Source organism: Streptomyces sp. NPDC051738 (assembly GCF_044453205.1).
Taxonomy (GTDB): Bacteria; Actinomycetota; Actinomycetes; order Streptomycetales; family Streptomycetaceae; genus Streptomyces.
Genome location: NZ_JBITCM010000001.1, coordinates 602,361 through 628,573 on the forward strand (window position 1 = coordinate 602,361; position 26,213 = coordinate 628,573).

Here is a 26,213-nt window from a genome sequence, read left to right on the forward strand (position 1 = left end):
GAGCGGGAGGGAGATCTCCGCCCTTGTTAGGCGCGCCGGGCCCATGGGTACTCGGCGGCGCGCCCCGAAACCGTCACCCGCGCCGCACCTGGGAGAACGCGATGCCCGACTTCGGATACTTCCTGTCGTCCGAGGAACACGGCCCGGCAGAGCTCGTCGAGCAGGCCCGTATGGCCGAGCAGGCCGGCTTCGACTCGCTCTGGATCTCGGACCACTTTCACCCGTGGAACGACGCCCAGGGCCAGAGTCCGTTCGTGTGGACGGTGATCGGCGCCCTGTCCCAGGCCGTCTCGCTGCCCGTGGAAACGGCCGTGACCTGCCCTGTCCTGCGCACCCATCCCGCGGTGATCGCACAGGCGGCCGCCACCAGCGCCGCCCAGCTCGGCGGCCGGTTCCGGCTGGGCGTCGGCACCGGCGAGGCCCTCAACGAGCACATCCTGGGCACCCACTGGCCCGAGGCACCCGTACGCCTGGAAATGCTGGAGGAAGCGCTCCAGATCATCCGCAAGCTGTTCACCGGCGAGCAGACAAGCCACTACGGCAAGCACTACACAGTGGAGAACGCCCGTCTGTACACCCTGCCCGACGAGCCGGTCCCCATCGACGTCTCCGCCTTCGGCCCGCAGGCCGCCGAGGTCGCGGCACGGATCGGCGACGGACTGATCACGACGATGCCCGACACCACCTTGGTCGAGCGCTTCCGCCGCGCGGGCGGCACCACCAAGCCGGTGTACGGAGGACCCAAGGTGTGCTGGGGCACGGACCGGCAGGAGGCACGGCGCACCGCGCACCGCCTGTGGGCGAACGAGCGACTCCCCGGGGAACTGGCCCAGATCCTGCCCACCCCCCGCCACTTCGAGCAGGCGTCCCAGGTGGTGACGGAGGATCAGGTGGCGTCGTCGGTACCGTGCGGCGACGATCCGGACGCCCACCTGGAGGCCCTGACCGCGTTCGTCGACGCGGGGTTCGACACGGTGTACGTCAGCCAGATCGGCAAGGACCAACAGGGCTTCTTCGACTTCTACCGCACGAAGATCCTTCCGCAACTGCGTGCCTGACGGCGGCGGACGGACGGGCGAAGACCGTGAACCGGCAGAGCGGACCCAAAAGGCCCCGGGGGCCGGGCCTCGTCGTGATCGACATGATCAACACCTACGACCACGAGGACGCCGACCTGCTCGTGCCGTCCGCCCGACGCGTCGTACCCGTCCTGGCGGAGCTGATCGATCGGGCCCGCGGGGCGGACGTACCGGTGATCTACGCGAACGACAACTTCGGTCTGTGGCGCTCCCACCACGGAGAACTCGTCGACACCGCGCTGGCCCGCCCGCACGCCGACCTCATCGAGCCGATCCGCCCCGACGACGAGTCGCTCTTCGTCGTCAAAGCCCGCCACTCCGTCTTCTACGAGACCCCCCTGTCCTACCTCCTGTGGCGCCTGGACGTCGGCCACGTCGTGCTGACCGGCCAGGTCACCGAGCAGTGCGTCCTCTACTCCGCCCTGGACGCCCACATCCGCCACCTGGAGGTCACCGTGCCCGAGGACGCGGTCGCCTCCATCCATCCCCATCTGGCGTCCGCCGCCCTGGAGATGATGCGGCGCAACATGGGCGCCCGGATCGTCACGGCGAAGGAGATCGACTTCACCCGCCCCTTCACCTGCGATGACGACCTGCGCTGAAACCCACTGGCGGGCCCGGGCCTTCGCGCACGAGGATGGAACGCATGGCTATGGCTGACGAACCCGCACGATGGAGCCAGGCATCCGTCTACCCCGACATGTGGGTCGACCCGGACGACGACCCCCGCAACAGCGACGGGGTCAGTCCGGACGGCGAGTTGGGGACGCTGCAGGACTTCCTGACGAACTACCGCAGCACCCTGCGGATGAAGTGCGAGGGACTGGACGCGGAGCAGCTGGCCCGCCGGTCGGTACCGCCGTCGACGATGTCGCTGCTCGGCCTGATCCGGCACCTCGCCGAGGTGGAGCGGGACTGGCTCAACTGGATCACCGAAGGCGAGCCGCTGCCGAAGCTGTACGGCGACCCTGACGGGGACTTCCACGGAGCCGTCGCCGAACAGGCCGTGGTCGACGCCGCGTACGCCGACCTGGAGCGCGAGCAGGCCGCGACCGACGCCGCGCTGGCCGAGCATCCGGATCTGGGCGAGCGGGTGGGCAAGGACGGGTTCGCGGTGCGCGAGCTGCTGGTGCACCGGATCGAGGAGTACGCCCGGCACTGCGGGCACGCCGACCTGCTGCGCGAGTGCGTCGACGGACGGGTGGGCCAGTGACGGGCGGGCGTCCTCCGGCTGCCAACGGGTGAATCCGGCCGGGTGGGGCGTGGCGGCCGGGGAACAGCGGGAAGGGCATCTCGCGTACCGGACCAGCGACGGGCAGGGAGCGTCCCGATGCCGAAGTTCCTCGTTCAGGCCAGCTACACGCCCGAGGGCACCAAGGGGCTGCTCGAAGAAGGCGCGAGTGCGCGCCGTGCCGCCGTCGAGCAGGTCGTCGCCGACCTCGGCGGCGAGCTCGACGCCATGTACTTCGCCTTCGGCGAGGACGACCTCGTGTGCATCATCGACTTCCCCGACGCGGTCTCCATGGCCGCCGTGAGCCTCCGGGTCAAGGCCAGCGGCGCCCTCCACACCCGGGCCACCCCCCTCCTCACCCTCGAAGAGACCGACCGCGCCATCCGCCGGCAGGTCTCCTTCCGGGCCCCCGGCACGTAGGGCCTGTCGTTTGGATCATCCCGGCGTCGCGGGGTCTGCTGAAAGGCGCCGAATCTCACAGCCGGCCTGATCCAAACGACAGGCCCTAGCCGTCCGAGGCATCAATGACCTCGGCGAGGGAAAGGGCACCGCGACGCCACGCACGCCGCCCGACAGAAAGCCGAGCCCATGGCCATCGACGTCTCCGCCCTGCGGGCCCACTTCCCCTCCCTCGACACCGGCCTCGCCTTCTTCGACGGACCGGGCGGAACGCAGACCCCCCGCCCCGTCGCCGACGCCATCGCCGCGACGCTGACCGGCCCGCTGTCCAACCGGGGCACCGTCGGCCCGTCCGAGCTCAACGCCGAGCGCGCCGTGGCCGAGTTCCGCGCCGCGTACGCCGACCTGCTCAATGTGCCCGGCCGGGGCATCGTCCACGGGCGCAGCGCCACCCAGCTGACGTACGACTTCTCCCGCCACCTGGCCAAGGGCTGGAAGGCCGGCGACGAGATCGTCCTCAGCCGCCTCGATCACGACTCCAACGTCCGCCCCTGGCTCCAGGCGGCCGAGCGCACGGGAATGGCGGTCCGCTGGATCGAGATCGACGCCGGGACGACGGAGCTGGACCTCGACTCGTACGAACGCGCCCTGTCCCCCCGGACCCGGCTGGTCGCGGTCACGGCGGGCTCGAACGTGCTCGGCACGAAGCCGCCCGTCCGCCACATCGCCGACCGCGCCCACGAGGTCGGCGCCCTGGTGTTCGTGGACGGCGTGCACTACGCCGCGCACCACCTCGTGGACGTACCTGCCCTCGGGGCCGACCTGTTCGTCTGCTCGCCGTACAAGTTCCTCGGACCGCACTGCGGGGTGCTCGCGGCGGCGCCCGAGCTCCTCGAAACCGTGCACCCGGACAAGCTCCTGCCCTCCTCCGACACCGTGCCGGAACGCTTCGAGTTCGGCACGCTGCCCTACGAGACCCTGGCGGGCGCCACCGCGGCCGTCGACTTCCTCGCGGCGATGGACCCGGGCACGGCGGCCACGCGCCGGGAGCGGCTCGCGCATGCGCTGGGCGCCCTGCACGAGCACGAGCGGGTCCTGCGCACGAGGCTGGAGGCGGGCGTGCGGGCGCTGGACGACGCCGTCACCCTGCACTCGAAGGCCCCCGACAGAACCCCGACCTTCCTGATGACCCTCGAAGGCCGCGACGCCCGCGAGGCCCAGGCCCACCTGGCCGCGCGCGACGTGGTGGCACCGGCCGGATCGTTCTACGCGTACGAGCCCTTCACCGCACTGAAGCTCCAGGACCCCGCCCTGCGCGCGGGCCTGGCTCCCTACAACACCACCGACGAGGTGGACCGCCTCCTGGAGGGCCTCGCCGCGTTCCTGTGACCGCTGGGCTACTGATCGGTTCACACCTGCGAGCAGCGCTGTAGTAGTGCCGTAGTAGGGTCATTGAAAGTTTGAGAGAGTTGGGAAATCCCTCAACAGGGCTTTACCGCCGCGCTGCGTACCCTTGAAAACGTCCGCGGCCGACCGCACCCACCGAGAAGACCGGTTCACCCGAGCGAATTCGAAGGAACAGCGAACGTGTCGTTGAAGAACAGTCGTCTCAGGCTCGCTTCCGTGGCGCTCATCGTGGCGCTCTCCGGCCTGGCCGCGGCGGGCCCCGCCATGGCGGCCACGCAGCCGTCGGTCGCGGCGGCGTCCGCAGGCACTCAGGAGCAGGCACCCGCGGCCCCCACCGACTTCGTGGACCTGCCCACGAGCCCCCTCCCGGCCGACAGCGCGCCCCACGAATTCACGGTCACCTACCGCAACGACTCGTCGGCCGACCGCACCGTCGCCCCGCAGCTCCTGGTGACGTCCCCGGACGCGGGGCCGTTCCTGACCCCCGCCGACGTCAAGCTGGAGCGACGCACCACGCACGGCTGCTGGGAGCCCGTCCAGACCGGCGCCCAGACGGGCACGCTGTTCACCGACCTCACGACCGCACAGCGCACCCTGCCCGCAGGCGAGACCCTCACCCAGGTCTACCGGCTGACCGTCGTCAACCCGCAGGCCCAGGGCACGGTGGCTCCGCGGGTGGCCCTGTACGGCTGAGCCCGTCTCCGGCCGCTCAACCGACGCCCCGCCCCGCCCTGAACCGGGCGGCCGCCGCCTCCAGGTCCACGATCGGGGCGGGGTAGTCCAGGCCCGCACGGTCGGCTTCGCCGAGCTGCGGGAGCCGGTGCACCGTCCCGGCGTCGAGGTGTCGCAACTCCGGGAGCCAGCGGCGTACGTACTCCCCGTCGGGGTCGAAACGGCGTGCCTGGACGAGGGGTTGAGGAGCCGGTTCGGGCGGGTGTCCGTGCCGGTTCCGGCGGCCCACTGCCAGTTGAGCTGGTTGTTCGCGAGGTCGCCGTCGACCAGCAGGTCCAGGAAGTGCCGCGCGCCTGGGCCAGGCAGGCCTGGTAGGCCGGTGCGCCTGGTGGCCGAAAGGGCCCACCCGGCCGCGGCGGCGATGTTACGGACGAGCCGCCGAAGACCACGGAACCCACGCGGCGCCGCGGCGTTCGGCCTGCCGCTCCTACGAGAGGTTCGCCGACCACGCGGTGTCGGTGGCCGCACGCGACCGGGCGGCCCTAAGCGCCGGTACAGGCCGCCGTACCGGGGCATCCTGGACGCGCGACCGGTCGAGCTGCCCGACACCCGCGTGCGACCCGTGGCCTCAAACCCCCTGCTCGGACGGCGAGTTCGGGGCGATGTCAGTGGCGTCCCGTAAGTTCGTGGCATGAGTTCTTCGCTGAGCGTCCACCTGCTCGACGTCGCCGCCACGCGTGCCCTGGTCGGATCCCGGGACGACCAACTGCTGGAGGTCATACGGGACAAGTTCGGGGACGACCTGACCCGCGACGACGACTACTTCCGCCACGAGATCGAGCGAGGCGCCCCGACGGCGTACGAGGCGCTGCGCGCGGTCGTCCACGGCGGGCCGTTCAGCGAGAACGAGGACCACGCCTTCCAGTACGGCTACGCCTACCAGCGGCTGTGCTCGCTCACCGGCTCGTTCCTGGACAACAGCTGCTTCACACCGCACCGAGGCGACTGGCTGGCGCAGGTCGACCAGGGCCTGAAGGCGCTCGGCATCACCGCCGTGTCCGTGGAGGACTTCGGCTACGGCGGCCTGCCCGCTCCGCTGCCGTACACCTTCACCCCGGGCTGCGGCACCTGGACGCCGAAGGCCATCGCACAGGCGCTGGAGCAGTTCGAGGCCACCAAGCGGGCGGTCGACGCGTCGGGCGAGGCGCCGCCGCTGGAGCCCGAGATCGCGGACGCCGTCATGGAGTGCATCAGCTGGATGCGGCACGCGGAGGAACGACCGGGCTTCGGCGTCATCGGCTTCCGCTCCTGACGGTTCGAGCGAGCCCCAGAGCAAGCCCAGAGCGAGCCCCAGAGCCGCCCCCACCCCAAGGCGCGGGCGGCGTTCACGGGCGCTGCCGTCCCTTTCCGCTTCCGCGCTCGCGTTCCCCCGGCCGGGACGACGCCCACCGATCGAGGGGCTCCTCGGGCGCGAGCCGGGACAGGGCCTCCGTCAGGCGCTCGCAGACCCTCTCGATCTCCCGGAGGGTGCGGTTGCGCTCGGCGATGACCGCCGAGAGCAGCAGCGCGGTCAGGGACACGGTGCCGTTGAAGGCCTGGAGGATGACCATCTGGGCGAGGAGATCGTGCCCGGCGAAGGGGCCCACCCCGCGGGCCCCCGCGTGGATGGTGATCACGGACGTGATCAGCACACAGGGCGCGGCGCCGACCAGCTGGAAGCGGAAGGCCGCCCAGACCAGGAAGGGGACGACGAGGAAGAGCAGGTCGAGCCGGCTGTGCGTGGCCAGCACCGAGACGGCCGCCGTACCGCCGAGCAGGGCCACCGCCTCCGTCCAGCGCAGGGCGGACACCCCCCGTGGCCACCGGATGTCGCGCGCGGCCAGCAGGAGCGGCGCGACGACCAGGACGCCCATCGCGTCGCCCGTCCACCACACCGACCAGGTCGGCCAGAAGTCATCGGCCGCCAGCGCCTCGGAGGCCACGAGCACTCCCGTGCCGACCGTCGCGCTGACCACCATCCCGACCAGGGCCCCGAGGAAGACCAGCGCCAGGGCGTCCTGGAGCCGGTCGAGAGCGATACGGAAGCCCACCCGCCGCAGGAGCAGACAGGCGAACACCGGGGCGAGCGTGTTGCCGACGGTGATGGCGAGCACGGGGAGGATCGACGGACCCAGCGCCACGTTCACCAGGAACGCGCCGAGCGCGACGGCCGGCCACATCCGCAGGCCCCACAGCAGCAGGACGACGAGCGCGATGCCGGTCGGCGGCCAGAAGGGCGTGACCTGCCCCCGCACCAGTTCCTGCTGCAGCCCGATCTTGCCGCTGACGTAGTAGGCGGCAACGACGGCAGCCACCCGCAGTCCCTCGGCCGCGTACTGCCGGCGCCGCGCACCCCGTGCCACATCGGTCATCTGCGCCTGCCCCGGCGGCCGTGCCGGTCATCCGTACCGCGCATGCCCGCTCACCTCTCGCCCTGCCGCCGCTGCGGCCGGTCTTGTGGCCGCTGCTCCTGAAGCCCGCCATAGCGAAGGACGAGAACCGCGGCGTCATCGCTGTGGCCGGTCGCGTCCGCCACCTTGATGATCTGCGCGGCCAGCTCGTCCGGGTCGCCGCGGTAGGCGCCGCCCGCCAGTGCGGCCACCCGCTCAAGACCCTCCTCGATCGGGTAGCTGGGGCCCTCCACCAACCCGTCGGTGACCAGCACGAACACACCCACGCCGGTCAGCGACCGGCGGGTCGAGGGGTATTTCTCACCGGCGTGGATACCGAGCGGCAGACCGCCTTCGGTCAGCACGATGTCGCACCGGCCGCTGTCCGTCGCCCAGACGGCCGGAACGTGCCCGGCGCGGGCGTCGACGAGCTCGTTCGTGGCCGGGTCGAAGCGCAGGAACGAGCAGGTCACGAAGAGGCCGGAGGCCATGGAGACGAGCAGATCGTTGGTGCGGCGGAGCACCTCCGCCGGATCCGTGGTGGCGGTCGCGACGGCCCGCAGACAGATACGCACCTGCCCCATCAGCGCCGCCGCCTCGACGTCGTGCCCCTGCACGTCCCCGATCGCGAACCCCACCGAGCCGTCCGGCATGAGGAACCCGTCGTACCAGTCGCCCCCGATGTCGAGCCCGGCCCGCGCCGGCGCGTACCGTCCCGCCGCGCGCAGGCAAGGCAGGACCGGCAGCTCGGCCGCGAGGACCTGGCGCTGCAGCGCGGCCGCCAGTTCGACGCGGGCCTGCTGGAACTTGATCCGGTCCAGTATCCGGCCGGTCAGATCGCCGAGCGTCTGGAGCAGCTCTCCGGTGCCACCGGGCGGGTTGGAGCGACGGTGGGCCATGGCATCACACTCCGGGTTCCTACGGAGTTGCGCCATTTAGGACGCTTTTACGTTACCCCTGTGCGCCTCGATGCACGGCTCCCGCAGGTCAGCGGCCCTGCCTCGGCCGGGAACTTCACGGAGTCGTGGAGAGTTGCCAGAGGGACGCGTGGAACGCGCGCCGATGACCGGAACGACATGGGCTGAAGCCGAGGTGGCACGGATGGCGATGTGGGATCGGATCAAGGACCAGGCCAAGGGTCTGCAGCAGCAGGCACAGGGGGCGCGCGGAGCCGGCGGACACGGCGCCGGCGGGCACGGCCGGCCGGGTTCGGGGTCCTCCGGGGGTTCGAAGGCGCAGCTGGTGAGCGCACTCAAGTCCCAGCTCACCTCCCTCAAGACGGAGCTGAAGAGCGGTGCCTACCGTGACGCCAGCATGGCCATGTGCGCCCTGGTCGCCGCCGCCGACGGGAATGTCGACCCGGCCGAACGCCAGCACGTGGAGTCGCTGATCCTGAACAACGACGTCCTGCAGAACTTCCCGTCCGAACAGCTGCGGCAGCGCTTCAACAAGCACGTCGACCAGCTGTCGTACAACTTCCAGCAGGGCAAGACCGAGGCCCTCCAGGAGATCGCCAAGGCGGCGAAGAAGCCCACCGAGGCCAGGGCGGTCGTCCAGACGGGCTTCGTCGTCGCGGGCGCGGACGGCTACATCGCCCCGGCCGAGGAGCAGGTCCTGCGCGAGGCGTGCTCGACTCTCGGTCTGTCGCCTCAGGAGTTCGGTCTCTGACGGATCCGGCGGATCAGGGGTTCGGTCCCTGACGGGTGTCCGCCTCGGCCGGGTGCGGCTGGAGCGGGAGCGTGGTGGTGACCTCGAAGCCGCCCTCGGGGCGGGGCCCGGCGTGGAGCTCGCCGCCGATGGAGTGGGCGCGTTCGCGCATGCCCATGACGCCGAAGCCCCGGGGATGCGGGGCCCCGTTGTTCCCGGGGGCTGCCGTGGGGCCGTCGTCGGTGACCGTGATCAGCAGACGCGTGCCGGAGTAGACGAGTCGTACGTGAGCGGCCTCCGTGGTGGCGTGCTTGGTGACGTTGGTGAGCGCCTCCTGCACGATGCGGAACGCGGTCAGGTCCACGCCGGGAGACAGCGGCCGCGGCGCCCCCTCCGTGGTGACCGTGACGGTGACCCCCGCGGAGGCGCACGCCGAGACCAGTTCGGGCAGCCGGGCCAGCCCGGGCGAGGGCTCCAGCGGTGCGGAGTCCGCGTCGTCGTTCTGCCGCAGCAGCCCCAGCGTGGCCTTCAGCTCGCGCAGCGCGGCGGACGTGGTGCCGGTCAGGTCGGTGAGGATCTCCCGTGTCTGCTCCGGACTGGTGAGCGCCAGGTGTGCGGCCGTGCCGGCCTGGGCGTTGGCCAGGGCCAGATGGTGGGCGACGACGTCGTGCAGCTCACGGGCGATACGCATGCGCTCCTCCGTGACCCTGCGCCGGGCCTCCTCCTCCCGGGTGCGCTCGGCGTGCTCGGCGCGGGCGTGCATCGACTGGAGATAGGCGCGCCGCAGCTGGGTCATCTTGCCGGCGGCGAGGGGCAGCATCAGCCAGAAGAACGGGCCGATCGTCCTCAGCAGCACCGAGAGGTGGTCCATGGAGTCGGAGAACGCGGCCGCGACCATCAGCGCCACCGTGGCGGAGATGCCGTAGGCGCGGGTGGTTTTCCGGTCGGTGTGGCTGGCCAGCCAGAACAGCGCCGCCATGATCGGCGCCAGCAGCAGCGGGGTGACCAGGTATCCCACCGCCACGACGGTGACCGTGCAGACCGCGGTCACGACGAGGGCGATGCGTGGATGAGTGCGGTGCTTCAGCAGGGCGAGGCAGGCCACGCCCAGGAGGACGACACTGGTCCTGTCCTGGTCCGGCGGCTCGGCGCCGGGCAGGGTGAGCAGGCTGCCGAGGGTCGCGGAGCCCATCAGCGCCGCGGCGATGACCAGGTCGACGACGAAGGCGTGGCGGTCCGCGAATCCCTCAAGGCGGTCCGCGTAGCGGCGCTCCTGGCTGGTGGTGGTCATCGGACTCTCCGGTCGGTGTGGTGCTGAGGCCATGGTGGACGATCCCGGTCACGGACGGCCGACGGGGCCGCCCGTGACCTCGTCCTGGTCACGGGCGGCCCCTGGTGGGGGGTGGGCCGGGGGATCAGGTGCGCGCCGCTTCCCTCTCCTTCTCCTTGCTCTCGGCCGGCTCCGCCACCGCCTCCGACCGACGGCTGAGCGCCTCGCCCTCCACGTCCACCCGCGGCAGGATCCGGTCCAGCCACTTCGGCAGCCACCAGGCCTTGTCGCCGAGCAGGGCGAGCACGGCGGGCACGATCGCCATCCGTACGACGAAGGCGTCGAAGAGCACGGCGGAGGCGAGCCCGAACCCGATCATCTTGATCATGGAGTCGCTCTCCCCGATGAACCCGGCGAAGACCGCGATCATGATCAGCGCGGCGGCCACGACCACCCGGGCGCTGTGCCGGAACCCGCTGGTCACGGCCTGGCCGGCCGACTCCCCGTGGACGTATGCCTCCCGCATCCGCGAGACGAGGAAGACCTCGTAGTCCATGGCGAGCCCGAAGACGATGCCCACCAGGAAGATCGGCATCAGGCTCATGATCGGCCCGGTCTGCTCCACGCCCAGCAGCTCCGCGCCGTGCCCCTGCTGGAAGACCACGACGACCACGCCGAGGGAGGCCAGCACCGACAGCAGGAAGCCGAGGGCGGCCTTCAGCGGGACGAGCAGCGACCGGAAGACGACGAGCAGCAGGACGATCGCAAGACCGACCACCACGATCAGATACGGGACCAGCGCGGACTGCACCTTGTCGGCGATATCGATGTTCATCGCGGTGGTCCCGGTGACCTCGAAGGTCGCCCCGCTCTCGGCCTCCACCCCCGGACGCTCGCCCCGGATGGTGGTCACCAGCTCCTTGGTCTTCTCGTCCGTGGGAGCGGTGGACGGCACGACGGAGAACACGGCGGTGTCACCGGCGTCGTTGAAGCGGGCGGGAGACACGGACACAACACCCTCCGTGCCCCGGATCTCCTCCGAGACCGTCGAAACGGCACCCTTCGGATCCGCGTCCCCCTTGACGTCCACGACGACGGTCAACGGCCCGTTGAAGCCCGGCCCGAAGGCCTCGGCGAGCGCGTCGTAGGCCCGCCGCTCGGTGGTGGAGGTCGACTTGGCCTCGTCGCCGGGCATGCCCAGCTGAAGCTGCGTCATCGGCACGGCGAGCGCCCCGAGGCCGACGACGCCGAGCAGCAGGACGGGCAGCGGCCGGCGCAGCACGAACCGCGCCCACCGGGTCCCGCCGTTGGTGTCACTGACCTCTTCCATACGACCGCTCTTGCGGGCCTTCCTCGGCAGTACGGCGTTCGGCCAGAAGCCGAGGAAGGCCGGGACCAGCGTCAACGCGATGAACACGGCGACGACGACGGCACCGGCCGCGGCCAGCCCCATCTTGGTGAGCATCGGAATACCGACGACCGACAGCCCGGCGAGCGCGATGACGACGGTGAGCCCGGCGAAGACGACCGCCGACCCAGCCGTCCCGACGGCCATCCCGGCCGCCTCCTGCGGCGTACGGCCCTTGGCGCGCTCCTCGCGATAGCGCGAGACGACGAACAGGGCGTAGTCGATGCCGACCGCGAGGCCCAGCATCATGGCGAGGGTGCCGGTCGTGCTGGACAGTCCGAGGGCGTCGGACAGGGCGAGGATCGTGGCCATGCTGACGCCGACGCCGATGATGGCGGTCAGCAGCGGCAGCCCGGCCGCGGCCAGCGAGCCGAAGGTGACGAGGAGAACGACGGCGGCGATCGCGACGCCGATCACCTCGGCCACACCGCCCGGGCCGGCGCTGTCGCCCGTCGCGCTCCCGCCGGCCTCGACGGTCAGCCCGGAGTCCCGGGCGTCGTCGAGCGCCCGCTCCAGATGGGTCCTGCTGGCGTCGGTCAGCTCATTGGCCTTGACCTTGTAGGTGACGGTCGCGTACGCGGTCGTACCGTCCGCACTGACCGCCTTCGCCTGGAACGGATCGACGACGGACGCCACCTGCGAACCATCGCCCAGCCCGCTCACGGCCTCCTCGACGGCCTTCTTGTTCGCTACGGCGGTCACCTTCTCACCGCCGGGCGCGACGAAGACGACCCGCGCGGTCGCACTGTCGGCCGTCGCACCCGGGAAGCGCTCCTCCATCAGGTCGAACGCCTTCTGCGACTCGATGCCCGGCATGGAGAACTCCTCGTCGGCGGCCCCCGGAGCCTTGAGGGCACCCAACCCGACGGCGGCCAGCACGGCCGCCCAGACCAGGGCGACGTACCAACGCCGCCGGAAGGCCAGACGGCCCACGCGATAAAGGAAAGTAGCCACGGCAGGGGGTCTCCACATCTGGGACTCGAACGTGAGACCAGGCTGTCGGGAGTGGGGGTGCCGCGTCGTCGTGCGGGTGCCGACAATCCCCCGTACTGAGAACGCAGTACGGAGTGGTGCGTGGGTCAGCCAGGAGTACGACAGCCGGCGCTGCTCGCGCAAAGTGCCGCGACAGCGATTCCCAGCCCCGGCAACCATTCCGCCCCCGGCGACCACTGACACATGGAAAACTCCCCACCCGGGAGCCCCACATCCACCACCCCCACGTGCTCTGCCGCTGCCGAACCACGTAAGGACGGACTCACCCGTGGCTTCCCCTTCCCACCGCCGATCTCCCCGAGGTTGGCGGACAGTCCTGGTCCCCGCGGTGGTCGTTGCCGCGATCGCACTCGCCGCATCCCTCCTGATGGCGCTACGCCCCGACACGGAACCCACGGCAGGTCACGCCACGACCACGCCGACGGCAGACAAGCGGTCGAACTCCCCGACGAATCCGCGGGGCCCGTCCCCCACCCAAAACCGAAAGCCCTCCACAAAGCCCACCCCCACACCAACCCCCACCCCACAACCCCGCACAACCCCCAGAACGACACCCACCTCGGCAGACCCCGCCCCCCAACCGGCCTCGGCGACAGCCCCGTTGGCAGGCCGAATACACCCCGACACCACCTACAAAGGAACCGCGACCTTCTACGACGCCGGCAACGGCGACGGCGCCTGCCTCTACGGCCCCACCGACGACGTCATGACCGCGGCGATGAACACCACGGACTACGAGACCTCAAAGGCCTGCGGAGCATACGTCCAGGTCCGCGCGGCAACCGGCGCCTCCATCACGGTCCGCATCACCAACGAATGCCCCGCCCCCTGCGCCCCCGGCCAACTCGACCTCAGCGCCCAGGCCTTCGCCAAGCTGGCCACCCCCTCGACCGGCCAGATCCCCATCACCTGGACCCTGCTGAGCCCGACCGCCTCCGACAAGATCGCGATCCGCTACAAAACAGGCTCCAGCCGCTACTGGTGCGGCATCCAGGCCGTAGGCCACCGCAATCCCCTGGCCCGCCTGGAGGTCCGCGACGGCACCACATGGCGCCAACTGCCGCGCACCGAGTACAACTACTTCCTCTCCGAGCAGGGGACCGGGTGCGGGGGCGACATCAGGCTGACGGACATCTACGGGGAGACGCTGACGGTGGACGGGCTCGCGGTACGGCCGGATGTGCTGCAGGCTACGGGGGTGCAGTTCGGGGCGCACTGACTCAGGGGGCGGGCAACCTTCGCCGGACAGCCTGCGGGCTGCCACAACGGTTGTCAGTTCTGCTTCTCCCCGAGCGCAGTGCGCAACCAGTCGAGGGACTCGGACCTCCAGAACTGCGCCTGCAAGTTTTTTCACAGCCTCGGGGAACGCCATGTGATCAAGGCGGAGTTGAAGGCCCGAGAGCACTCTCCCGAGGCGGTCATTAGGTAGCTCAGCCAACGGGCAACGGCCCGAAGAGACGAGGCTTGTGCACTACGACGGCCAGGCATCGGCCATCACGAAGGAGACGACCGTACCGCCGAAGCGGCTCGGGCCGGAGTGCCACGAGTCGGCGATGGAGTCGACCAGGAGGAGGCCACGCCCGTGCGCGTCGTTGGCGTCCGGCCGACGCACGCGCACCTTCGCCGGGAACCCGGGGTTGTGCACTCCAACGCGCAGCGAGTCTCCCTCGCGGCATGCGCCCTCCCTTGGGCGGGCCCGGCAGACGGGGAAGATCTACAAATGTTCGACCTCGTACGCTGTCCGCATGACGCGGTTGATCGTCGCAGCAGGAGGAGGGGGCGACGCAGTCGCCGCCGCAATGCTTGACGCCGCCCTCTACGGTGACGAGGACCCGGCGGTGATCCTCACGTACGCGTGGGACCGCTTGCTCGTCGATCCGGTCCCGGGTCCCCGCGGCGTCCACGACTTCACCGGCCTCGAACAGCTCACGCCGTCCGTCTCGGCAGTGCCGGCCGAAGCCCGCCCGATCGCTCCGGCGGGATCCACCCTCCCTCGACTCGCGGCAGAGCTCCCGCACACGTTCGCGCTGGTAGACCCGCACCGGGGTGCCGAAGGCAGCGCGCGCCAACTCGCCGAGCTAGTGAGCCACTTGGAGCCCAAGTCGATCGACCTTCTGGACGTCGGCGGCGACATCCTGGCCCGAGGCGACGAGCCGACTCTCAGGAGCCCACTCGCCGACGCCCTTACCCTGGCCGCGTGCTGCCAGGTGAACGCGCCCATCCGCCTCCTGGTTGCCGGGCCCGGCCTGGACGGCGAACTCCCGCACGAGCACCTGCGCGGCGTGCTGGGCCCCCTGGTCCACACCTTCACTGCGAAGGACACGGAGTCGATCAGCTCAGTTCTGGAGTGGCACCCGTCAGAGGCAACCGGGATGCTCGCGGCGACGGCACGAGGAGCGCGAGGCACCTGTGAAGTGCGGGATGCCGGGCTTCCTGTATCGCTCACGGACGAAGGGCCTACGGTCCACGAGGCCGACATGGACGAGGCGTTGAGCCGTAACCGGCTGGCCCGCGCTGTCATAGCGACGGAGAACCTCGGCGAGGTGGAGGCGCACAGCCGTGAAGTCTGCGGCTACTCGGAGATCGACTACGAGCGCAACAAGGCCGCATGGCTCAGCGAGCGGCCACCGCTGGAGCTGGACCCAGATACGGTCCTGGCCCAGCTGGACCAGTTCGAGGCCGAAGCCCGAAGCCGCGGAGTCACCCACACGACGTTCCGCCACATCACCGAAGCCCTGAACCTCAACGGCGGCCAGCGCCACGCCCTACGCGAGCTGCTGATCAACAGCCATCCGGAGCAGTACGACGCGCCTCTGTGGCGCATCACGACCTCACCTGAGTAACAACCTTCTTCACGGGTTCGAGGCGCAACAACCACAGCTCACCAGATCGGCGTATCGCCTCACGCTGCTCCGGCGTGCTGCAAGTTTGGGCCATTATGCGGTGGTTAGGGTGAGATGAGGAGCGTCGCCAATAGGCACGGACGGAGAATCGGACGACTTGTCACCGGAGCCGAGCGGAGAGCCGGAAGGCCCCGCACAGCCGGATGGCACACCGGGTGCCCCCGATGATGCAGCCGATGCGCCGCCGAGAGGCCTGCCGGATCGTGGAAGCCAACCGGTAGCGGATCCTGTCACGCCCACGGAGAAGCGCCTGTTACGCATCCAGATGGCCACGGTGCTCGCCACACTCCTGCCCGGCATGGCCGCACTCTTTGCGCTGATCTTCACGTTCACTTCGGTGAACCAGACACGCGAGGAACTCCGGATCGCCGAGCAGGGGCAGATTACCGACCGCTACACCGCGGCAGTCACCAACCTCGGATCGGACTCCATCGACCAGCGCATTGGCGGAGCCTTCGCCCTCCAGCGCATCATGAGGGACTCGCCACGCGACCGGCCAAGCATCGTCCGGATCCTGTGCGCCTTCGTGCGTGTGCACGCGCCGACCCGCAGGCCCCACACTGCGTCCAGTGGCAAGATCGCTGTGATCCCGCCCTATCCAGCCGCCGACGTCTCTGCCGCTCTCGAAGTGCTGCGCAGCCGGACCATTCGCCGTGGCGACGCACTGGGCGTCGAACTCAGTAATGCCGCGATCCGCGGTGCGTACCTGTACGGAGCCCGCTTGGAGGGGGCATTTCTGAACCTGGCGGACCTCAGGGGCGCAGACCTGAATCGCGCCTGGCTGCGGTTCGCCTACCTGCGGGAGGCCGACCTGCGCGGGGCGTATCTCCGCGGTGCGCGGATGGAGGGCGTGCACCTGCGCGGAGCCGATCTGCGAGGCGCTGACCTACGCGGGGCGCACTTCTACCACGCCGGATTCAACGCGACCAACCTGCGGGGAGCCGATATCCGGGGCACTGATCTGCGAGGAACGTTCACACTCACGACCGAGCAGGTCGTATCGGCAGTGCCGGACTCCAAGACGCTGTTGCCCACGGATATCGCCGAAGATCCCCGAGTGCGAGCGCGGATCGCAGAGGTCGAGGATCGAGGGTGATCCATGCATCACGTCCATGACCGCGTGATAGCGCTGCTCGACCACGCTCAACTCCACCAGCACGGCCCCGACCCTCACCATGCGCCACATCCAGGCGCACAGCCAAGCCGAGGCAAGCGGTGTCAAGCATCAAGTGAGGCCACTGATGGCTACCCGCGGGTGGGGTGGCGCCATTCGTCACCGTGGTTCATCGTTCTGCGCGACAATCTTCAACCCTGGATCAAGTGGGGGTTGGAGGGGTGGGCGGGAGTAGCGCTGGCGTGGTCCCAAGACCTTGGTCAACCAGAACGAGTCTGGTGGACGTGAAGCTCTGGTGTAAGCCTGTTGGCCCAACGCGCGCACCACGACCGCACCACAAGCGCACCAGATCGGGCGGGGAACAGCGGGGAATCACGGGGAATGGGGCTCAGCCCAGAGCGTCCGCGGTCCGGCCGTTCACGCAGGTCAGCGGCCGAACTAACCGCAGATGATCGCAGCTTCCCAAGCTGATTGCGCTGTACGGCACTGGGCTATCGGTCACTCAGCGACGGGCGTCGTACTCCTCGCGCGCTGCGAGCACCTTTTCGATGTGCTCCTCGGCCCAGCGGCCCAGTGCTTCCAGGGGCATGTGCAGCGTGCGTCCCAGCGCGGTCAGCTCGTACTCGACCCTCGGCGGCACCTCGGCGTAAACATGGCGGGTGACGAGGCCGTCACGTTCCAGATCCCGCAGGGTGTCGGTGAGGACCTTGGCACTGATGCCGTCGACAGTGGTGCGCAGGTCGCGGAAGCGCATCCTGCCGCCGCTGAGGGCGATGACGACCATGGCGGTCCACTTGTTGGCGATGCGGGCCAGCGACGTGCGGGAAGGGCAGGTCGCGGTCATCACGTTGAAATCCGGATGCTGTGGCATGCGTCACACCGGTCCATTGGTTACGTTGAGGTGACTGGTTACCGATGGTGAGTATAGGGCTCCAGCAGCAAGAACCCGACGAAGGAGAGAACCATGGAGTCCAACACGCTCACTGTCGCCCGCCACTACGTCGACGCCGTGTCCGCCAAGGACTTCGCCACGGTCGCGGGCCTGTTCGCCGACGACATCGTGTGGCACCAGCCCGGCGACAACGCGGTCTCCGGTACCCACAGCGGCGGGGCCGCGGTAGGCGAGATGCTGGCCACCCAGATGACCGCCACCGAGGGAACCTTCGAACTCCAGCTGACCGGCGACCCCATGGTCAACGGCGCACTGGTCGCGATCCCCATCCACTTCTCGGCCAAGCGCGCGGGCAATGAGATGTCGATGGACGGCGTCGACGTGCTGAGGGTCGAGGGCGACAAGATCGCGGAAGTGTGGCTGTTCTCCGCCGACCAGCAGGCCGAGGACGCCTTCTGGGGTGCCAGCTGAACACCGGGCGGCCCTGACAGAGCCGTTGCAGCCGCCCAACGCAGTGGAGTGGAGTGGCTGGTGCTGTACGGAGGCCGAAGCCTGAGGGTTGACGCACCGCCCAACACCTGCCACTCCGAACACGAGTCTCACCCGACGGCGGCAAGTGAAAACAGTCGGCCTCTACATCATCGGCACGATTATCTCGGTCGTGGCCCGTCTCAGTTTCCGTCTCATTCAGCGCCGTTCAATGTCGTTCAGGCGAGACCCGGAGCCGTCCCCGCACCAGCGGCCAACCGCCCATGAACGCAGGTGGACGCCCCTGTACACAACCCATCGCCCCACCAACACAGTTGGAAAGCGTGTTGGAGGAAGGCCGGGCCTATTACAGCAAGCAGATCCCGCCGAGCCGTACGTCGAGTTCGGCTACTGGACATGCTTCGACGCGTAGTCGACGAAGTCTCTGATGGCTGCCTTGGCGACGTCGTCCAATTGGTCCCGCTCGCTGTCGTTCGCAGCGCGCCTGGTAAGCCAACCGAGAGGCCTCCCCGTCAGGATTCCGTTGCTTGCTGAAGTAGCGCTCGGCCTGCCCCCACCGGAAGTCCTCTACGGCGGAGGCAAACGCGGTGTACGCAGCGATCCGCTCGTCGCGCAACCTCTGCTGCTTGGCTGCAAGCCGCTGAAAGGGATAGGTGACTACGGCGCCCAGCAACGTGCCGGCCACGGCCACAACACTGGTCCATATCGGCTCCATGGCCACAGAGGAGCATAGGCGTACCTCAGTATCGGAGATCTCGCCCTGTTCTTCATCGAACGTCCCCATGCGGACGGGCGGTGATCCAGCCGTGATCCATGGTGAAGTGTGGCCGCTTGTCGCGTTTGGCGGCTCGCAGGACACCTGGGGCAAGCGAGACCAGCTGTACAGCCCCTAAAGCGGGGCTTCGTTCGCTAAGCGGTCCCGAGGGCATCGCGCAGGAGCGAAACAGCCTGGTCCACGGCCGCTCGGGTGGCCCTGGTCCGGCTCAGTGAGTTGAGCATCATGAAGTCGTGCACCGCGCCGTCGTAGCGCACCGTTGTGACCGGGACGCCTGCTGCGCGCAGCTTGGCGGCGTAGGCCTCGCCCTCGTCGCGCAGCACGTCGGCCTCGTCGACGATCAGGAGGGCGGGCGGCAGACCGTCGAGTTGCTCGGTGGAGGCGCGGTTGGGGGAGGCGGTGATCTCCTCGCGCTGCGCCGGGTCGGTGGTGTAGGCGTCCCAGAACCACTCCATGGCCTTGCGGCTGAGGTAGTAGCCGGTGTCGAACTGTTCGTAGGACCTGGTGTCCATGGCCGCGTCCGTGACCGGGTAGTACATGGACTGCTGGACGAAGGTGACGTCACCGCGTTCCTTGGCCATCAGGGCGAGCGCGGCCGTCATGTTCCCGCCGACCGAGTCGCCGGCCACTGCCATGCGCCCGGCGTCCAGGCCCTTGGACGCACCCTCACGCTTGATCCACTGCGCGGTGGCGTAGCCCTGCTCGATGGCCACGGGGTAGTGGGCCTCCGGTGAGGCCGTGTACTCCACGAAGGCCACCGCTGCGCGGGCACCGACCGCCAGCTCCCGTACCAGGCGGTCATGGGTGGCGGCGTTGCCCAGCACCCAGCCGCCGCCGTGCATGTACAGCACGACGGGCAGTGGTCCGGTGGCACCCTGCGGTTTGACTATGCGCACCCGTACGTCGCCCACGGAGGCGGATACGGTGATCCACTCCTCGTCGACCGGCAGCTTGTCGACCGGCGCTGCCTGCAGGTCGTCGAGGACCTTGCGTGCTTCGACCGGCTTCAGTTCGTACAAGAACGGATGGTGCGAGGTCGCGTCGGCCAGCTCCTGCGCCGGGCGCTCCAGGACGATCGAGTCGGGTTGAGCAGTCATGACAGTGCTCCTGGCAGTGCTGAGAAGCTCAAAAGTAGAGGGTGGTGCGTGTGTGGTGACTCCCCTGCGGGGGTCCACGCCGCCGCGGGCCCGGGCTCTGATCCGAGCCCCGACCAACCCCTCGAATGGGGCAATACGCCCATCCTAGACGCGCGCCCCGCAACCCTCGACTTCGGAGCCCGGCCGGCGGAAGCCGGCCCGAGTCCTTCATCGCCGGCGCGTTCACCGTTCAGGGCGAGGGAGGGGAGTGGACCCACGTACCACTTCGATGCGATCAGCACCGACTCAGCGGAAGTTCACATCACTGCACAGGAAGTACGTCTGATCCATGTGCGACGCCTGCCAGATCGTGTACACGACGTGGCGGCCGGTGAGGCCCGACGTCGTCACGTCGATCGAGTAGTTCTGGCTGGGGGCGTACTCGCCGGTGCGGGCGACCAGTTGGAGGTCGCTCCAGCGCAGGGGCTGGGTGATGGGGTCGTAGCCCTGGCGGGTGACGTAGACGAGGAAGTAGTCCGCGCCGTGGCTGGCCTGGTCGTAGAGGTCGACCGTGAAGTTGCCTGAGACGTCCGTCGTCTTCCAAGCACCGGCCGTGTCCAGGGAGTTGTAGCGTCCGCCCTCCGTACGGCCCCCGCTGCACAGCTGGCCGTCGGGGATGACCGCCTCGAAGTCGCCCGCGGAGCCGTTGCGGTACAGGCCGTTCCAGTTCCACATGGCGTTCGGGTTGTCCTGCCATGCCTGCCAGCACATGGGGTCCTGTTGCTCCATGGCCGGGTTCTGGAAGTCGTTGCCCCAGCGCAGCCAGCAGCCGTAGTTGCGGGATGCCGGGTCCACGACCGAGCCGTGGGCAGCGGCGGTTCCGCTTCCGGGGATCAGGGAGAGGAGCAGTGCGGCGAGCACGCTCAGGAGGAGGGGGAGGAGCGGGCGGGATGCGGATCGTCCGGACTTCCCGAGGTGATTGGCGTCGAGGTGAGTGGTGTCGTGAGCATGACAGAGCAGACGCGATGAATGCAGCACGATTTCCCTCTTCTCAAGTGGGGGGAAGTGGGGGGAGTGCGGAAGGTACGGGAGGCGTGGGAGCGCTCCCGCAGTGCCCAGGCTGCGCCCCTTACGACACCTCCGCAACGCCGGATCGCGCCAGATTCACGGAACTCGCGTAGGCGCGGCCGCCGTTCCCACCCGCTCCGTCGGCGGAGGCGTCGTCGGCACAGATGACGCCCCCGATGACGGCTCCGCCGTAACCGCCGCCGAACTGTCCGGCGTCCGGGACGCGTCCGTCGCGTCGCTCGTGGCGGTCGGAACCCCCGCGGTGTCCGGTGGCACCGTCGGCGTCGGCGAAGCCGATTCCGCGGACGAGGGCGACGGCGACGGCGACGGAGTGGAGGGCAACGACGGCTCGGGCGATGTCGTACGGCTCGTCGCCGGCGGGGGTGCCAGGGGAGGCGTCGGGGTCGTGGGGCCGTCGGGCCGGGCGAAGTGCAGCGGCACCGCGATGAGGGCCGCGACCGCGCACGTCGCGCCGAGACCCGCCGCCGTACGCAGGAGGCGGCGCCGTGATGCCCTGCGGCGGACCGCCTCGTAGTGGCCGGGCGGTGCGGCGAGGTGCTCGGAGGGAGGTCGCAGGATCACCGCGAGGGGGTCGTCGGGGGACAGCTCCGGGACGTCCGGGTCCTCGTCAAAGCGTGTGGTCAAGGCTTCTCCTCAGGTGGACGCGGAGCAGTTCGCGGGCCGCGTGGAGGTCGGCCTTGACGGTTCCTTCCTTACGTCCGGTCAGCACGGACACCTCCCGGATCGGCATGTCAGCGTAGTAGTGGAGGAGGATCGGGGTGCGCAGGCGTTCGGGGAGGGACTGGACCAGCAGGCGTACGGACGGGTCCGCCGGTTCCGTATGGGAGTTGGCCTCGGCCTCCGCCGTGACCCGGCGCATCGCCTTGCGCTCGCGCTCCAGTTTGCGCCAGTGGTCCCGGACCAGGTTGGCCGCCGTGACATAGAGGAAGCCGCGCGGTTCCTCCACCCGGCTCCAGCGGGCCCAGAGCCGGGTGAAGGCCTCGGAGGCGATCTCGTGGGCCGTCTCGTCGTCGTCGACGAGACGGCGGCACCAGCCGGCCAGGCGCGGGTACAGGGCGGCGAACAGCTCGGACGCCGCCTTGTCTCGGGACCGTTTCAACGCTCTCCAGGGTGGTGATGAACACGCGCCGCACTCGCGGGGGAAGATGCCGGGCCGTCGGCCGCCGTTCCGAAAGCCCGGGATCCGTCCTGAAGCCCGGTATCCGCGCGTGCCGTGAATGCGGCGGGGTGGGCGGTCAGGGTGTCGTGGAGGTCAGCCTGGCGAACACGATCACGTTGTCCCGGTACTCCTCCCCGTCCCGCGGCCCCCCGCACGTGATCAGCCGCAGCTCCGGACGGTCTACGTCCCCGTAGACGTCGTCCGTCGGAAAGTCCGCCTTGGCGACCGTCCGTACGGCGCTGACCGTGAACTCCGCCGAGCTGCCGTCCTCCCTGCGCGCCACGATCCGGTCGCCCCGGTGCAGCCGGGTGAGGTGCCGGAACACCCCGTCTCCGTAGGCGCCCACCGTGACATGGCCGAGGAGGATCGACGGGCCGACCTGACCCGGCGTCGGCGAGTGCCGGTACCAGCCCGCGCGGTCGTCGGCCGTGATCGGCGGCACCTGCACCGTGCCGTCCGACGCCAGGCCGAGCCGTATGACGGGGGTGTCGACGTCGATCGCCGGGATCTGGAGCCGGACCGGTGACGAACGTCCCAGCGCCCGCGCCGAGTTCGCGTACGGCGAGGAAGAGGAGGAAGAGGACGAGGAAGACGAACCGTCGCTCTCGCCGCCCGCCCCCTTCGTGCCGCGCGTTCTCCGGGACCGCCCGCTCGCGGCCGGCTCCACTTCCTGTCCCTGGCCGCCGCATCCCACCAGCAGCGAGGCCATGGCCGCCGTGGCCGCCGTACCGAACGCGCGCCTGGAGAGCGGCGTGGGCGACGCCGGCCCGAACAGCGGCGTCATACCCCGTTCGCCCGCCGACGCCGTACGACGAAGACCGTCGCGCCGCCGACGAGGAGTACGGCCGCGGCACCGCCGCCGATCAGCCCGCCCGTGGTGCCGGACGACGAGGATGCCGGCGTGACTCCGGTGTCGGGCGCCCCGGACGGCACGGCGGAGACCTGACCGCCGTCCGACGGGCCCGTCGGTTCGGCCTCCGACGGTGCCGAGGGGACGGGCGAGGCGGGGCGGGTCGGCCGGGCACTGGCGTCAGTGGTCGGCTCGGCACTCGGCTCGGCGGTGGCCGGCGGCTGCGTGGCCGTCCGGCTGGGGGCCGGGGTCGGGGTGGACCCGTCGGCGAAGGCGGGGGCGGTGCTCGCCAGCAGGGCGGTGGCCGTAAGTGCCAGGGCGCTCAGGACGGTTCGGCGCATTGAGTCGCTCGCTCTCTTTCGTCGGCCCGCCCGGTACTGCCGTACGCGGCGGGCTGGATGACGGTCGAGCGGAGAGACGACGGGGCGGTAGGGCGGGTTGTAAAGAGATGGCAAAGTCGCCGAGCTTGCCGATCAGCCCGGCGCCCACCGATCAGCCCGGCGACTGTCGAGTCTGCCGATCGGTTCCGGACTCCTCGGCTCCCTTTCAAGACAGACGCCCACTCCCCCTTGATTAAGTCACGTGATTTAACTTGGCTGGGTTACATGACGGACACCGCCCCCCACACCGACCGCTCCGCCGAGACCCGCGACGTCATCATGGCCGCCGCCGAACGGCTCTACGCCCAGCACGGACTGGCAGCGGTGTCGAACCGGCAGATCTGCGAGGCGTCGGGGCAGGGCAACGTCGCCGCCGTCGGCTACCACTTCGGCAGCAAGTCGGGGCTGGTGCGCGCGATCATGCGCCGCAACGCCGAGGCGATCGAGGACGCCCGGGAGCGGATGCTCGACGAGATGGGCACGGGGGAGACCGTGCCGGAGGTCCGGGACTGGGTGGCCTGTCTCGTACGGCCCGTCACCGCGCATCTCGACTCGCTCGGCGTCCCCTCCTGGCACGCCCGCTTCTCCGCACTCGTGATGACCGACCCGGTGTTACGGGTGCTCGTCACCGACGAGGCGCTCATACGCGAACCTCTCCAGCGGACCCTGCGCGGCCTCGGCAGCCGCCTCGACTTCCTGCCCGCCGAGGTACGCGCCGAACGCGGGCGCATGGCACGCCTGTTGATCACCCACACCTGCGCCGAGCAGGAACGCGCGCTCGCCGAAAGGACCGGTGAACGCCCCCTGACCTGGGACGCCACGGCGACCGCCCTGACCGACGCCCTCACCGGGCTGCTCCTGGCTCCGCCGACACCGTCCCCGGAACCGGTCTTCTCCGACGTACGCCAATCCGCCACCCCTTGACCGAGCCCCGACGACCTCGCCCCAACCCCCTCCCACGTACGTACGCCACTCCCCTGCAAGCACGACTCGGTGGTCTACGGGCTCCACGCGCTGCTGGTGACCTTGTGACCTGGTGACCTGGTGACCTTGGCGACCGGGTGAGTCGACCGCGATCCGCATCCGTACGATGAGGGCGTGACAGCCCGCGCACAGCGACTCCGTGCGCCGCGGCTCCCGGTGACGGGGCCGTGGCGCATGTTTCTGCTGCTCGGGCTGCTCGCGGGGCTGTTCGGGATGCACGCGCTCGGGCCGGGCAACGCGGTCACCGCCGCCTCCTCCCCTCACCCGCACGCGCGTGCCATGGCTGCCGCCGCCCACATGCCCGCACGCGCCGCGACCGCCGCCCACATGCCCGCGCCCGCCATGACCGCCGCCGCCCACATGCCGGGCACCGCCGACGAGTCCGTCTGCCACGGCGGCACCACGGGCGGCGGGCACGCCCAGCACGCCGACCCGACCTGCGCCTCCGGTGCCGTCGGTGCGGGCCCGGTGCTGCCGGCCCTGCTGCCCGATCCGGCCGGTCATGCCGTCTCCGGCGACGTCGACGGCCGTTCCGTGGCCGCCTCGCCGGAGGGCGGACGCGCGCCTCCCTCACTCGCCGAACTGCAGATCCTGCGGACTTAGGACAAGGCCGAACCGTCGCCGTTCCCCCGCCTGAGGGGCGTACGAACGCACGGCACTCAGCCATGCCCGCGCCGCGCCCATCGAGGCGTGGCGACATTCACGCACTCCGCAGGAGTTCCCGCATGACCAGCACCCGTACCCTGGTCCGTCGCGCCGCCCTGGTCGCGACGGCCACCACCGCCGCCCTCGTCCTCGCCGCGTGCGGCGCCGACAACGGCTCGGACACCGCCTCCGGCGCCAAAACGTCGCCCTCGGCGAGCACCGACGCCCACAACGCGCAGGACGTCTCCTTCGCCCAGGGCATGATCCCGCACCACCAGCAGGCCCTGGAGATGGCCGGACTGGCCGCCGACCGCGCCTCCTCCGCGCAGGTCAAGGACCTCGCCGCGCGCATCCGCGAGGCGCAGGACCCGGAGATCGCGACCATGTCGGGATGGCTGAAGGCCTGGGGTGAGGACGTGCCGTCGGCCGCGCCCGGCATGGACCACTCGGGTCACTCCGGCGGTTCCGGCATGGCCGGGATGATGGACCAGGAGGACATGGACAAGCTGTCGAAGGCATCCGGCAAGGACTTCGACACCCTGTTCCTGACCCTGATGGTCGAGCACCACGAGGGCGCGGTGGAGATGGCCGAGACCGAGAAGGCGAAGGGCCGGTACGCCCCGGCGACCGAGCTCGCCGACGCCGTCATCACCGCCCAGACCACCGAGATCGAGGAGATGAACAAGCTGCTCGGCAAGACCGGCGGCTGACGCCCCGGCGGGCGGCGGGGCGTGATCCACACCCCGCCGCCCGCCCTCCGCGCATCGAACCGCCACGCTCCTGCCCCTCCCCTCAGTCCAGGCCCAACCCGCTCCGATACGACGCCCCCGGCCCGGCCCGGTCCACGATCGCGGCGCACTCCGGGCGGGCCGCGCAGTCGGCGGCGGGGTCGGCCGGGGTCAGCGGCGTGTTGCCCGTGAACTCCAGGTCGTGCGGGTCGCCGCAGTCCGGGGCGGGCGGCCAGCCTCCGGGGTGGTCGCGGCGGGGCAGCCAGTCGGGGACGGCGTCGTCCCAGAAGTTGCCGTCGTAGCGGATGTTCCGCACCAGCCGGTCGCCCCACTCCTCGCTGCATCCGCCGATCGAGGCGCGGTAGCTGTGGACGGCGTTGTCGCGCACGGTCATCCACCTGCTGCTGTCGTCGGTGTAGATACCGACGTTCCACTCGCCGTACGCGCTGCCCGTCACCGCGTTGCCGCTGACGAGAGCGCCGTCCGCGTACGACGTGCCCTGCTCGCCCCGCAGATAGCTGCCGCCGCCGTCGGCGAGGAGCCGGTTGGTCGCGAAGACCCGGTTGCCGACGATGCGGGTGCCGCGCATGAGGC

At 70.2% G+C, this 26,213-nt stretch carries 27 protein-coding genes and 2 pseudogenes; 15 read left to right on the plus strand and 14 right to left on the minus strand.

Features of this window, described 5'->3' with window-relative positions; all coding sequences use genetic code 11:
* Positions 1-101: 101 nt before the first annotated feature.
* The 6 genes from ACIA8X_RS02680 (at position 102) to ACIA8X_RS02705 (ending at position 4,809) form a co-directional block, all read left to right on the plus strand.
* Positions 102-1,058 (plus strand): LLM class F420-dependent oxidoreductase, encoded by a 957-nt coding sequence (locus tag ACIA8X_RS02680; RefSeq protein WP_393454408.1) that lies wholly within the window; start codon positions 102-104, stop codon positions 1,056-1,058.
* A gap of 74 nt (positions 1,059-1,132) precedes the next feature.
* Complete coding sequence (locus ACIA8X_RS02685) at positions 1,133-1,681, plus strand: cysteine hydrolase family protein (RefSeq protein ID WP_393454405.1); 549 nt, start codon at positions 1,133-1,135, stop codon at positions 1,679-1,681.
* Positions 1,682-1,731: 50 nt separating this feature from the next.
* The gene (locus ACIA8X_RS02690; RefSeq protein ID WP_393454767.1) at positions 1,732-2,292 is read left to right on the plus strand and encodes a DinB family protein; all 561 of its coding nucleotides are present in this window, start codon (positions 1,732-1,734) and stop codon (positions 2,290-2,292) included.
* A 117-nt stretch (positions 2,293-2,409) separates the two neighbouring features.
* Positions 2,410-2,730: a GYD domain-containing protein gene (locus ACIA8X_RS02695; protein ID WP_399457634.1), complete on the plus strand. Its 321-nt coding sequence runs from the start codon at positions 2,410-2,412 to the stop codon at positions 2,728-2,730.
* A gap of 168 nt (positions 2,731-2,898) precedes the next feature.
* Positions 2,899-4,098, plus strand: coding sequence for a cysteine desulfurase-like protein (locus tag ACIA8X_RS02700; protein WP_399457635.1), 1,200 nt, complete (start codon positions 2,899-2,901; stop codon positions 4,096-4,098).
* A gap of 198 nt (positions 4,099-4,296) precedes the next feature.
* Positions 4,297-4,809: a signal peptide protein gene (locus tag ACIA8X_RS02705; RefSeq protein WP_399457636.1), complete on the plus strand. Its 513-nt coding sequence runs from the start codon at positions 4,297-4,299 to the stop codon at positions 4,807-4,809.
* A gap of 16 nt (positions 4,810-4,825) precedes the next feature.
* Here the strand turns inward: ACIA8X_RS02705 and ACIA8X_RS02710 are convergent.
* A pseudogene (locus ACIA8X_RS02710) lies at positions 4,826-5,142 on the minus strand (FAD-binding domain-containing protein); the annotation flags it as partial.
* 337 nt (positions 5,143-5,479) lie between these two features.
* Between ACIA8X_RS02710 and ACIA8X_RS02715 the strand changes: the two are divergent.
* Positions 5,480-6,100 (plus strand): hypothetical protein, encoded by a 621-nt coding sequence (locus tag ACIA8X_RS02715; protein ID WP_399457637.1) that lies wholly within the window; start codon positions 5,480-5,482, stop codon positions 6,098-6,100.
* Between the two features lie 73 nt (positions 6,101-6,173).
* Here ACIA8X_RS02715 and ACIA8X_RS02720 read toward each other — a convergent pair whose 3' ends face one another.
* Together ACIA8X_RS02720 and ACIA8X_RS02725 are read right to left on the minus strand one after the other, a co-directional pair.
* On the minus strand, positions 6,174-7,199 hold the full coding sequence (locus ACIA8X_RS02720; RefSeq protein WP_399457638.1) for an MASE1 domain-containing protein: 1,026 nt from the start codon (positions 7,197-7,199) through the stop codon (positions 6,174-6,176).
* A 50-nt stretch (positions 7,200-7,249) separates the two neighbouring features.
* Positions 7,250-8,116, minus strand: a complete 867-nt coding sequence (locus ACIA8X_RS02725) for a PP2C family protein-serine/threonine phosphatase (protein WP_399457639.1) — start codon at positions 8,114-8,116, stop codon at positions 7,250-7,252.
* A 202-nt stretch (positions 8,117-8,318) separates the two neighbouring features.
* Here ACIA8X_RS02725 and ACIA8X_RS02730 point away from each other — a divergent pair, with 202 nt between their 5' ends.
* A complete protein-coding gene (locus ACIA8X_RS02730; protein ID WP_393454384.1) occupies positions 8,319-8,885 on the plus strand; it encodes a tellurite resistance TerB family protein in 567 nt (188 codons plus the stop codon).
* 13 nt (positions 8,886-8,898) lie between these two features.
* On the opposite strand, the gene ACIA8X_RS02735 is transcribed toward ACIA8X_RS02730, so the two are convergent.
* Positions 8,899-10,155, minus strand: a complete 1,257-nt coding sequence (locus ACIA8X_RS02735; RefSeq protein WP_399457640.1) for a sensor histidine kinase — start codon at positions 10,153-10,155, stop codon at positions 8,899-8,901.
* A gap of 124 nt (positions 10,156-10,279) precedes the next feature.
* On the minus strand, positions 10,280-12,496 hold the full coding sequence (locus ACIA8X_RS02740) for an MMPL family transporter (protein WP_393454378.1): 2,217 nt from the start codon (positions 12,494-12,496) through the stop codon (positions 10,280-10,282).
* A 640-nt stretch (positions 12,497-13,136) separates the two neighbouring features.
* Between ACIA8X_RS02740 and ACIA8X_RS02745 the strand changes: the two genes are divergently transcribed.
* Positions 13,137-13,754: an expansin EXLX1 family cellulose-binding protein gene (locus ACIA8X_RS02745; protein ID WP_393454375.1), complete on the plus strand. Its 618-nt coding sequence runs from the start codon at positions 13,137-13,139 to the stop codon at positions 13,752-13,754.
* A gap of 252 nt (positions 13,755-14,006) precedes the next feature.
* Here the strand turns inward: ACIA8X_RS02745 and ACIA8X_RS02750 are convergent.
* Positions 14,007-14,207, minus strand: a pseudogene (locus ACIA8X_RS02750) (ATP-binding protein); the annotation flags it as partial.
* 73 nt (positions 14,208-14,280) lie between these two features.
* Here ACIA8X_RS02750 and ACIA8X_RS02755 point away from each other — a divergent pair.
* Both ACIA8X_RS02755 and ACIA8X_RS02760 read left to right on the plus strand, forming a co-directional pair.
* Positions 14,281-15,378, plus strand: a complete 1,098-nt coding sequence (locus tag ACIA8X_RS02755) for a DUF1152 domain-containing protein (RefSeq protein WP_399457641.1) — start codon at positions 14,281-14,283, stop codon at positions 15,376-15,378.
* A gap of 325 nt (positions 15,379-15,703) precedes the next feature.
* Entirely contained in the window at positions 15,704-16,534 is an 831-nt protein-coding gene (locus tag ACIA8X_RS02760; protein WP_393454369.1) for a pentapeptide repeat-containing protein, read from the plus strand.
* A 520-nt stretch (positions 16,535-17,054) separates the two neighbouring features.
* Here the strand turns inward: ACIA8X_RS02760 and ACIA8X_RS02765 are convergent.
* Entirely contained in the window at positions 17,055-17,423 is a 369-nt protein-coding gene (locus ACIA8X_RS02765; protein WP_391890207.1) for a winged helix-turn-helix transcriptional regulator, read from the minus strand.
* 93 nt (positions 17,424-17,516) lie between these two features.
* On the opposite strand from ACIA8X_RS02765, the gene ACIA8X_RS02770 reads away from it, so the two are divergent.
* Entirely contained in the window at positions 17,517-17,915 is a 399-nt protein-coding gene (locus tag ACIA8X_RS02770; RefSeq protein WP_393454366.1) for a nuclear transport factor 2 family protein, read from the plus strand.
* Between the two features lie 927 nt (positions 17,916-18,842).
* Here ACIA8X_RS02770 and ACIA8X_RS02775 read toward each other — a convergent pair.
* The 6 genes from ACIA8X_RS02775 to ACIA8X_RS02800 form a co-directional block, all read right to left on the minus strand.
* The gene (locus ACIA8X_RS02775) at positions 18,843-19,805 is read right to left on the minus strand and encodes an alpha/beta hydrolase (protein ID WP_393454363.1); all 963 of its coding nucleotides are present in this window, start codon (positions 19,803-19,805) and stop codon (positions 18,843-18,845) included.
* A 285-nt stretch (positions 19,806-20,090) separates the two neighbouring features.
* The gene (locus tag ACIA8X_RS02780) at positions 20,091-20,711 is read right to left on the minus strand and encodes a lytic polysaccharide monooxygenase (RefSeq protein WP_393454764.1); all 621 of its coding nucleotides are present in this window, start codon (positions 20,709-20,711) and stop codon (positions 20,091-20,093) included.
* Between the two features lie 237 nt (positions 20,712-20,948).
* Entirely contained in the window at positions 20,949-21,497 is a 549-nt protein-coding gene (locus ACIA8X_RS02785; RefSeq protein WP_399457642.1) for a hypothetical protein, read from the minus strand.
* Positions 21,481-21,972: an RNA polymerase sigma factor gene (locus ACIA8X_RS02790; protein ID WP_393454357.1), complete on the minus strand. Its 492-nt coding sequence runs from the start codon at positions 21,970-21,972 to the stop codon at positions 21,481-21,483. Before ACIA8X_RS02790 ends, ACIA8X_RS02785 begins: the two co-directional genes overlap by 17 nt.
* A 136-nt stretch (positions 21,973-22,108) precedes the next feature.
* Complete coding sequence (locus tag ACIA8X_RS02795; RefSeq protein WP_393454354.1) at positions 22,109-22,816, minus strand: class F sortase; 708 nt, start codon at positions 22,814-22,816, stop codon at positions 22,109-22,111.
* Positions 22,813-23,223 carry a sortase-dependent protein gene (locus ACIA8X_RS02800; RefSeq protein WP_393454351.1) on the minus strand — a complete coding sequence of 137 codons (411 nt, stop codon included), beginning with the start codon at positions 23,221-23,223 and terminating at the stop codon, positions 22,813-22,815. Before ACIA8X_RS02800 ends, ACIA8X_RS02795 begins: the two co-directional genes overlap by 4 nt.
* A gap of 264 nt (positions 23,224-23,487) precedes the next feature.
* Between ACIA8X_RS02800 and ACIA8X_RS02805 the strand changes: the two genes are divergently transcribed.
* From ACIA8X_RS02805 to ACIA8X_RS02815, 3 genes are all read left to right on the plus strand, one after another.
* Positions 23,488-24,186 (plus strand): TetR/AcrR family transcriptional regulator, encoded by a 699-nt coding sequence (locus ACIA8X_RS02805; RefSeq protein ID WP_393454348.1) that lies wholly within the window; start codon positions 23,488-23,490, stop codon positions 24,184-24,186.
* Positions 24,187-24,360: 174 nt separating this feature from the next.
* A complete protein-coding gene (locus ACIA8X_RS02810; protein ID WP_393454345.1) occupies positions 24,361-24,849 on the plus strand; it encodes a DUF6153 family protein in 489 nt (162 codons plus the stop codon).
* A 122-nt stretch (positions 24,850-24,971) separates the two neighbouring features.
* Positions 24,972-25,601 (plus strand): DUF305 domain-containing protein, encoded by a 630-nt coding sequence (locus ACIA8X_RS02815; RefSeq protein ID WP_393454342.1) that lies wholly within the window; start codon positions 24,972-24,974, stop codon positions 25,599-25,601.
* 82 nt (positions 25,602-25,683) lie between these two features.
* Here the strand turns inward: ACIA8X_RS02815 and ACIA8X_RS02820 are convergent, their stop codons facing one another.
* Complete coding sequence (locus tag ACIA8X_RS02820) at positions 25,684-26,208, minus strand: hypothetical protein (RefSeq protein WP_399457643.1); 525 nt, start codon at positions 26,206-26,208, stop codon at positions 25,684-25,686.
* Between the last annotated feature and the right edge of the window lie 5 nt (positions 26,209-26,213).

Bases quoted from the DNA above. Each gene is read 5' to 3' on its own strand.
- ACIA8X_RS02775 (WP_393454363.1), bottom strand. From the start codon at position 19,805: ATGACTGCTCAACCCGACTCGATCGTCCTGGAGCGCCCGGCGCAGGAG.
- ACIA8X_RS02815 (WP_393454342.1), top strand. From the start codon at position 24,972: ATGACCAGCACCCGTACCCTGGTCCGTCGCGCCGCCCTGGTCGCGACG.
- ACIA8X_RS02820 (WP_399457643.1), bottom strand. From the start codon at position 26,208: ATGCGCGGCACCCGCATCGTCGGCAACCGGGTCTTCGCGACCAACCGG.
- ACIA8X_RS02680 (WP_393454408.1), top strand. From the start codon at position 102: ATGCCCGACTTCGGATACTTCCTGTCGTCCGAGGAACACGGCCCGGCA.
- ACIA8X_RS02765 (WP_391890207.1), bottom strand. From the start codon at position 17,423: ATGCCACAGCATCCGGATTTCAACGTGATGACCGCGACCTGCCCTTCC.
- ACIA8X_RS02695 (WP_399457634.1), top strand. From the start codon at position 2,410: ATGCCGAAGTTCCTCGTTCAGGCCAGCTACACGCCCGAGGGCACCAAG.
- ACIA8X_RS02805 (WP_393454348.1), top strand. From the start codon at position 23,488: ATGACGGACACCGCCCCCCACACCGACCGCTCCGCCGAGACCCGCGAC.
- ACIA8X_RS02755 (WP_399457641.1), top strand. From the start codon at position 14,281: ATGACGCGGTTGATCGTCGCAGCAGGAGGAGGGGGCGACGCAGTCGCC.
- ACIA8X_RS02690 (WP_393454767.1), top strand. From the start codon at position 1,732: ATGGCTGACGAACCCGCACGATGGAGCCAGGCATCCGTCTACCCCGAC.
- ACIA8X_RS02800 (WP_393454351.1), bottom strand. From the start codon at position 23,223: ATGCGCCGAACCGTCCTGAGCGCCCTGGCACTTACGGCCACCGCCCTG.
- ACIA8X_RS02700 (WP_399457635.1), top strand. From the start codon at position 2,899: ATGGCCATCGACGTCTCCGCCCTGCGGGCCCACTTCCCCTCCCTCGAC.
- ACIA8X_RS02795 (WP_393454354.1), bottom strand. From the start codon at position 22,816: ATGACGCCGCTGTTCGGGCCGGCGTCGCCCACGCCGCTCTCCAGGCGC.
- ACIA8X_RS02735 (WP_399457640.1), bottom strand. From the start codon at position 10,155: ATGACCACCACCAGCCAGGAGCGCCGCTACGCGGACCGCCTTGAGGGA.
- ACIA8X_RS02770 (WP_393454366.1), top strand. From the start codon at position 17,517: ATGGAGTCCAACACGCTCACTGTCGCCCGCCACTACGTCGACGCCGTG.
- ACIA8X_RS02760 (WP_393454369.1), top strand. From the start codon at position 15,704: ATGGCCACGGTGCTCGCCACACTCCTGCCCGGCATGGCCGCACTCTTT.
- ACIA8X_RS02720 (WP_399457638.1), bottom strand. From the start codon at position 7,199: ATGACCGATGTGGCACGGGGTGCGCGGCGCCGGCAGTACGCGGCCGAG.
- ACIA8X_RS02725 (WP_399457639.1), bottom strand. From the start codon at position 8,116: ATGGCCCACCGTCGCTCCAACCCGCCCGGTGGCACCGGAGAGCTGCTC.
- ACIA8X_RS02730 (WP_393454384.1), top strand. From the start codon at position 8,319: ATGGCGATGTGGGATCGGATCAAGGACCAGGCCAAGGGTCTGCAGCAG.
- ACIA8X_RS02715 (WP_399457637.1), top strand. From the start codon at position 5,480: ATGAGTTCTTCGCTGAGCGTCCACCTGCTCGACGTCGCCGCCACGCGT.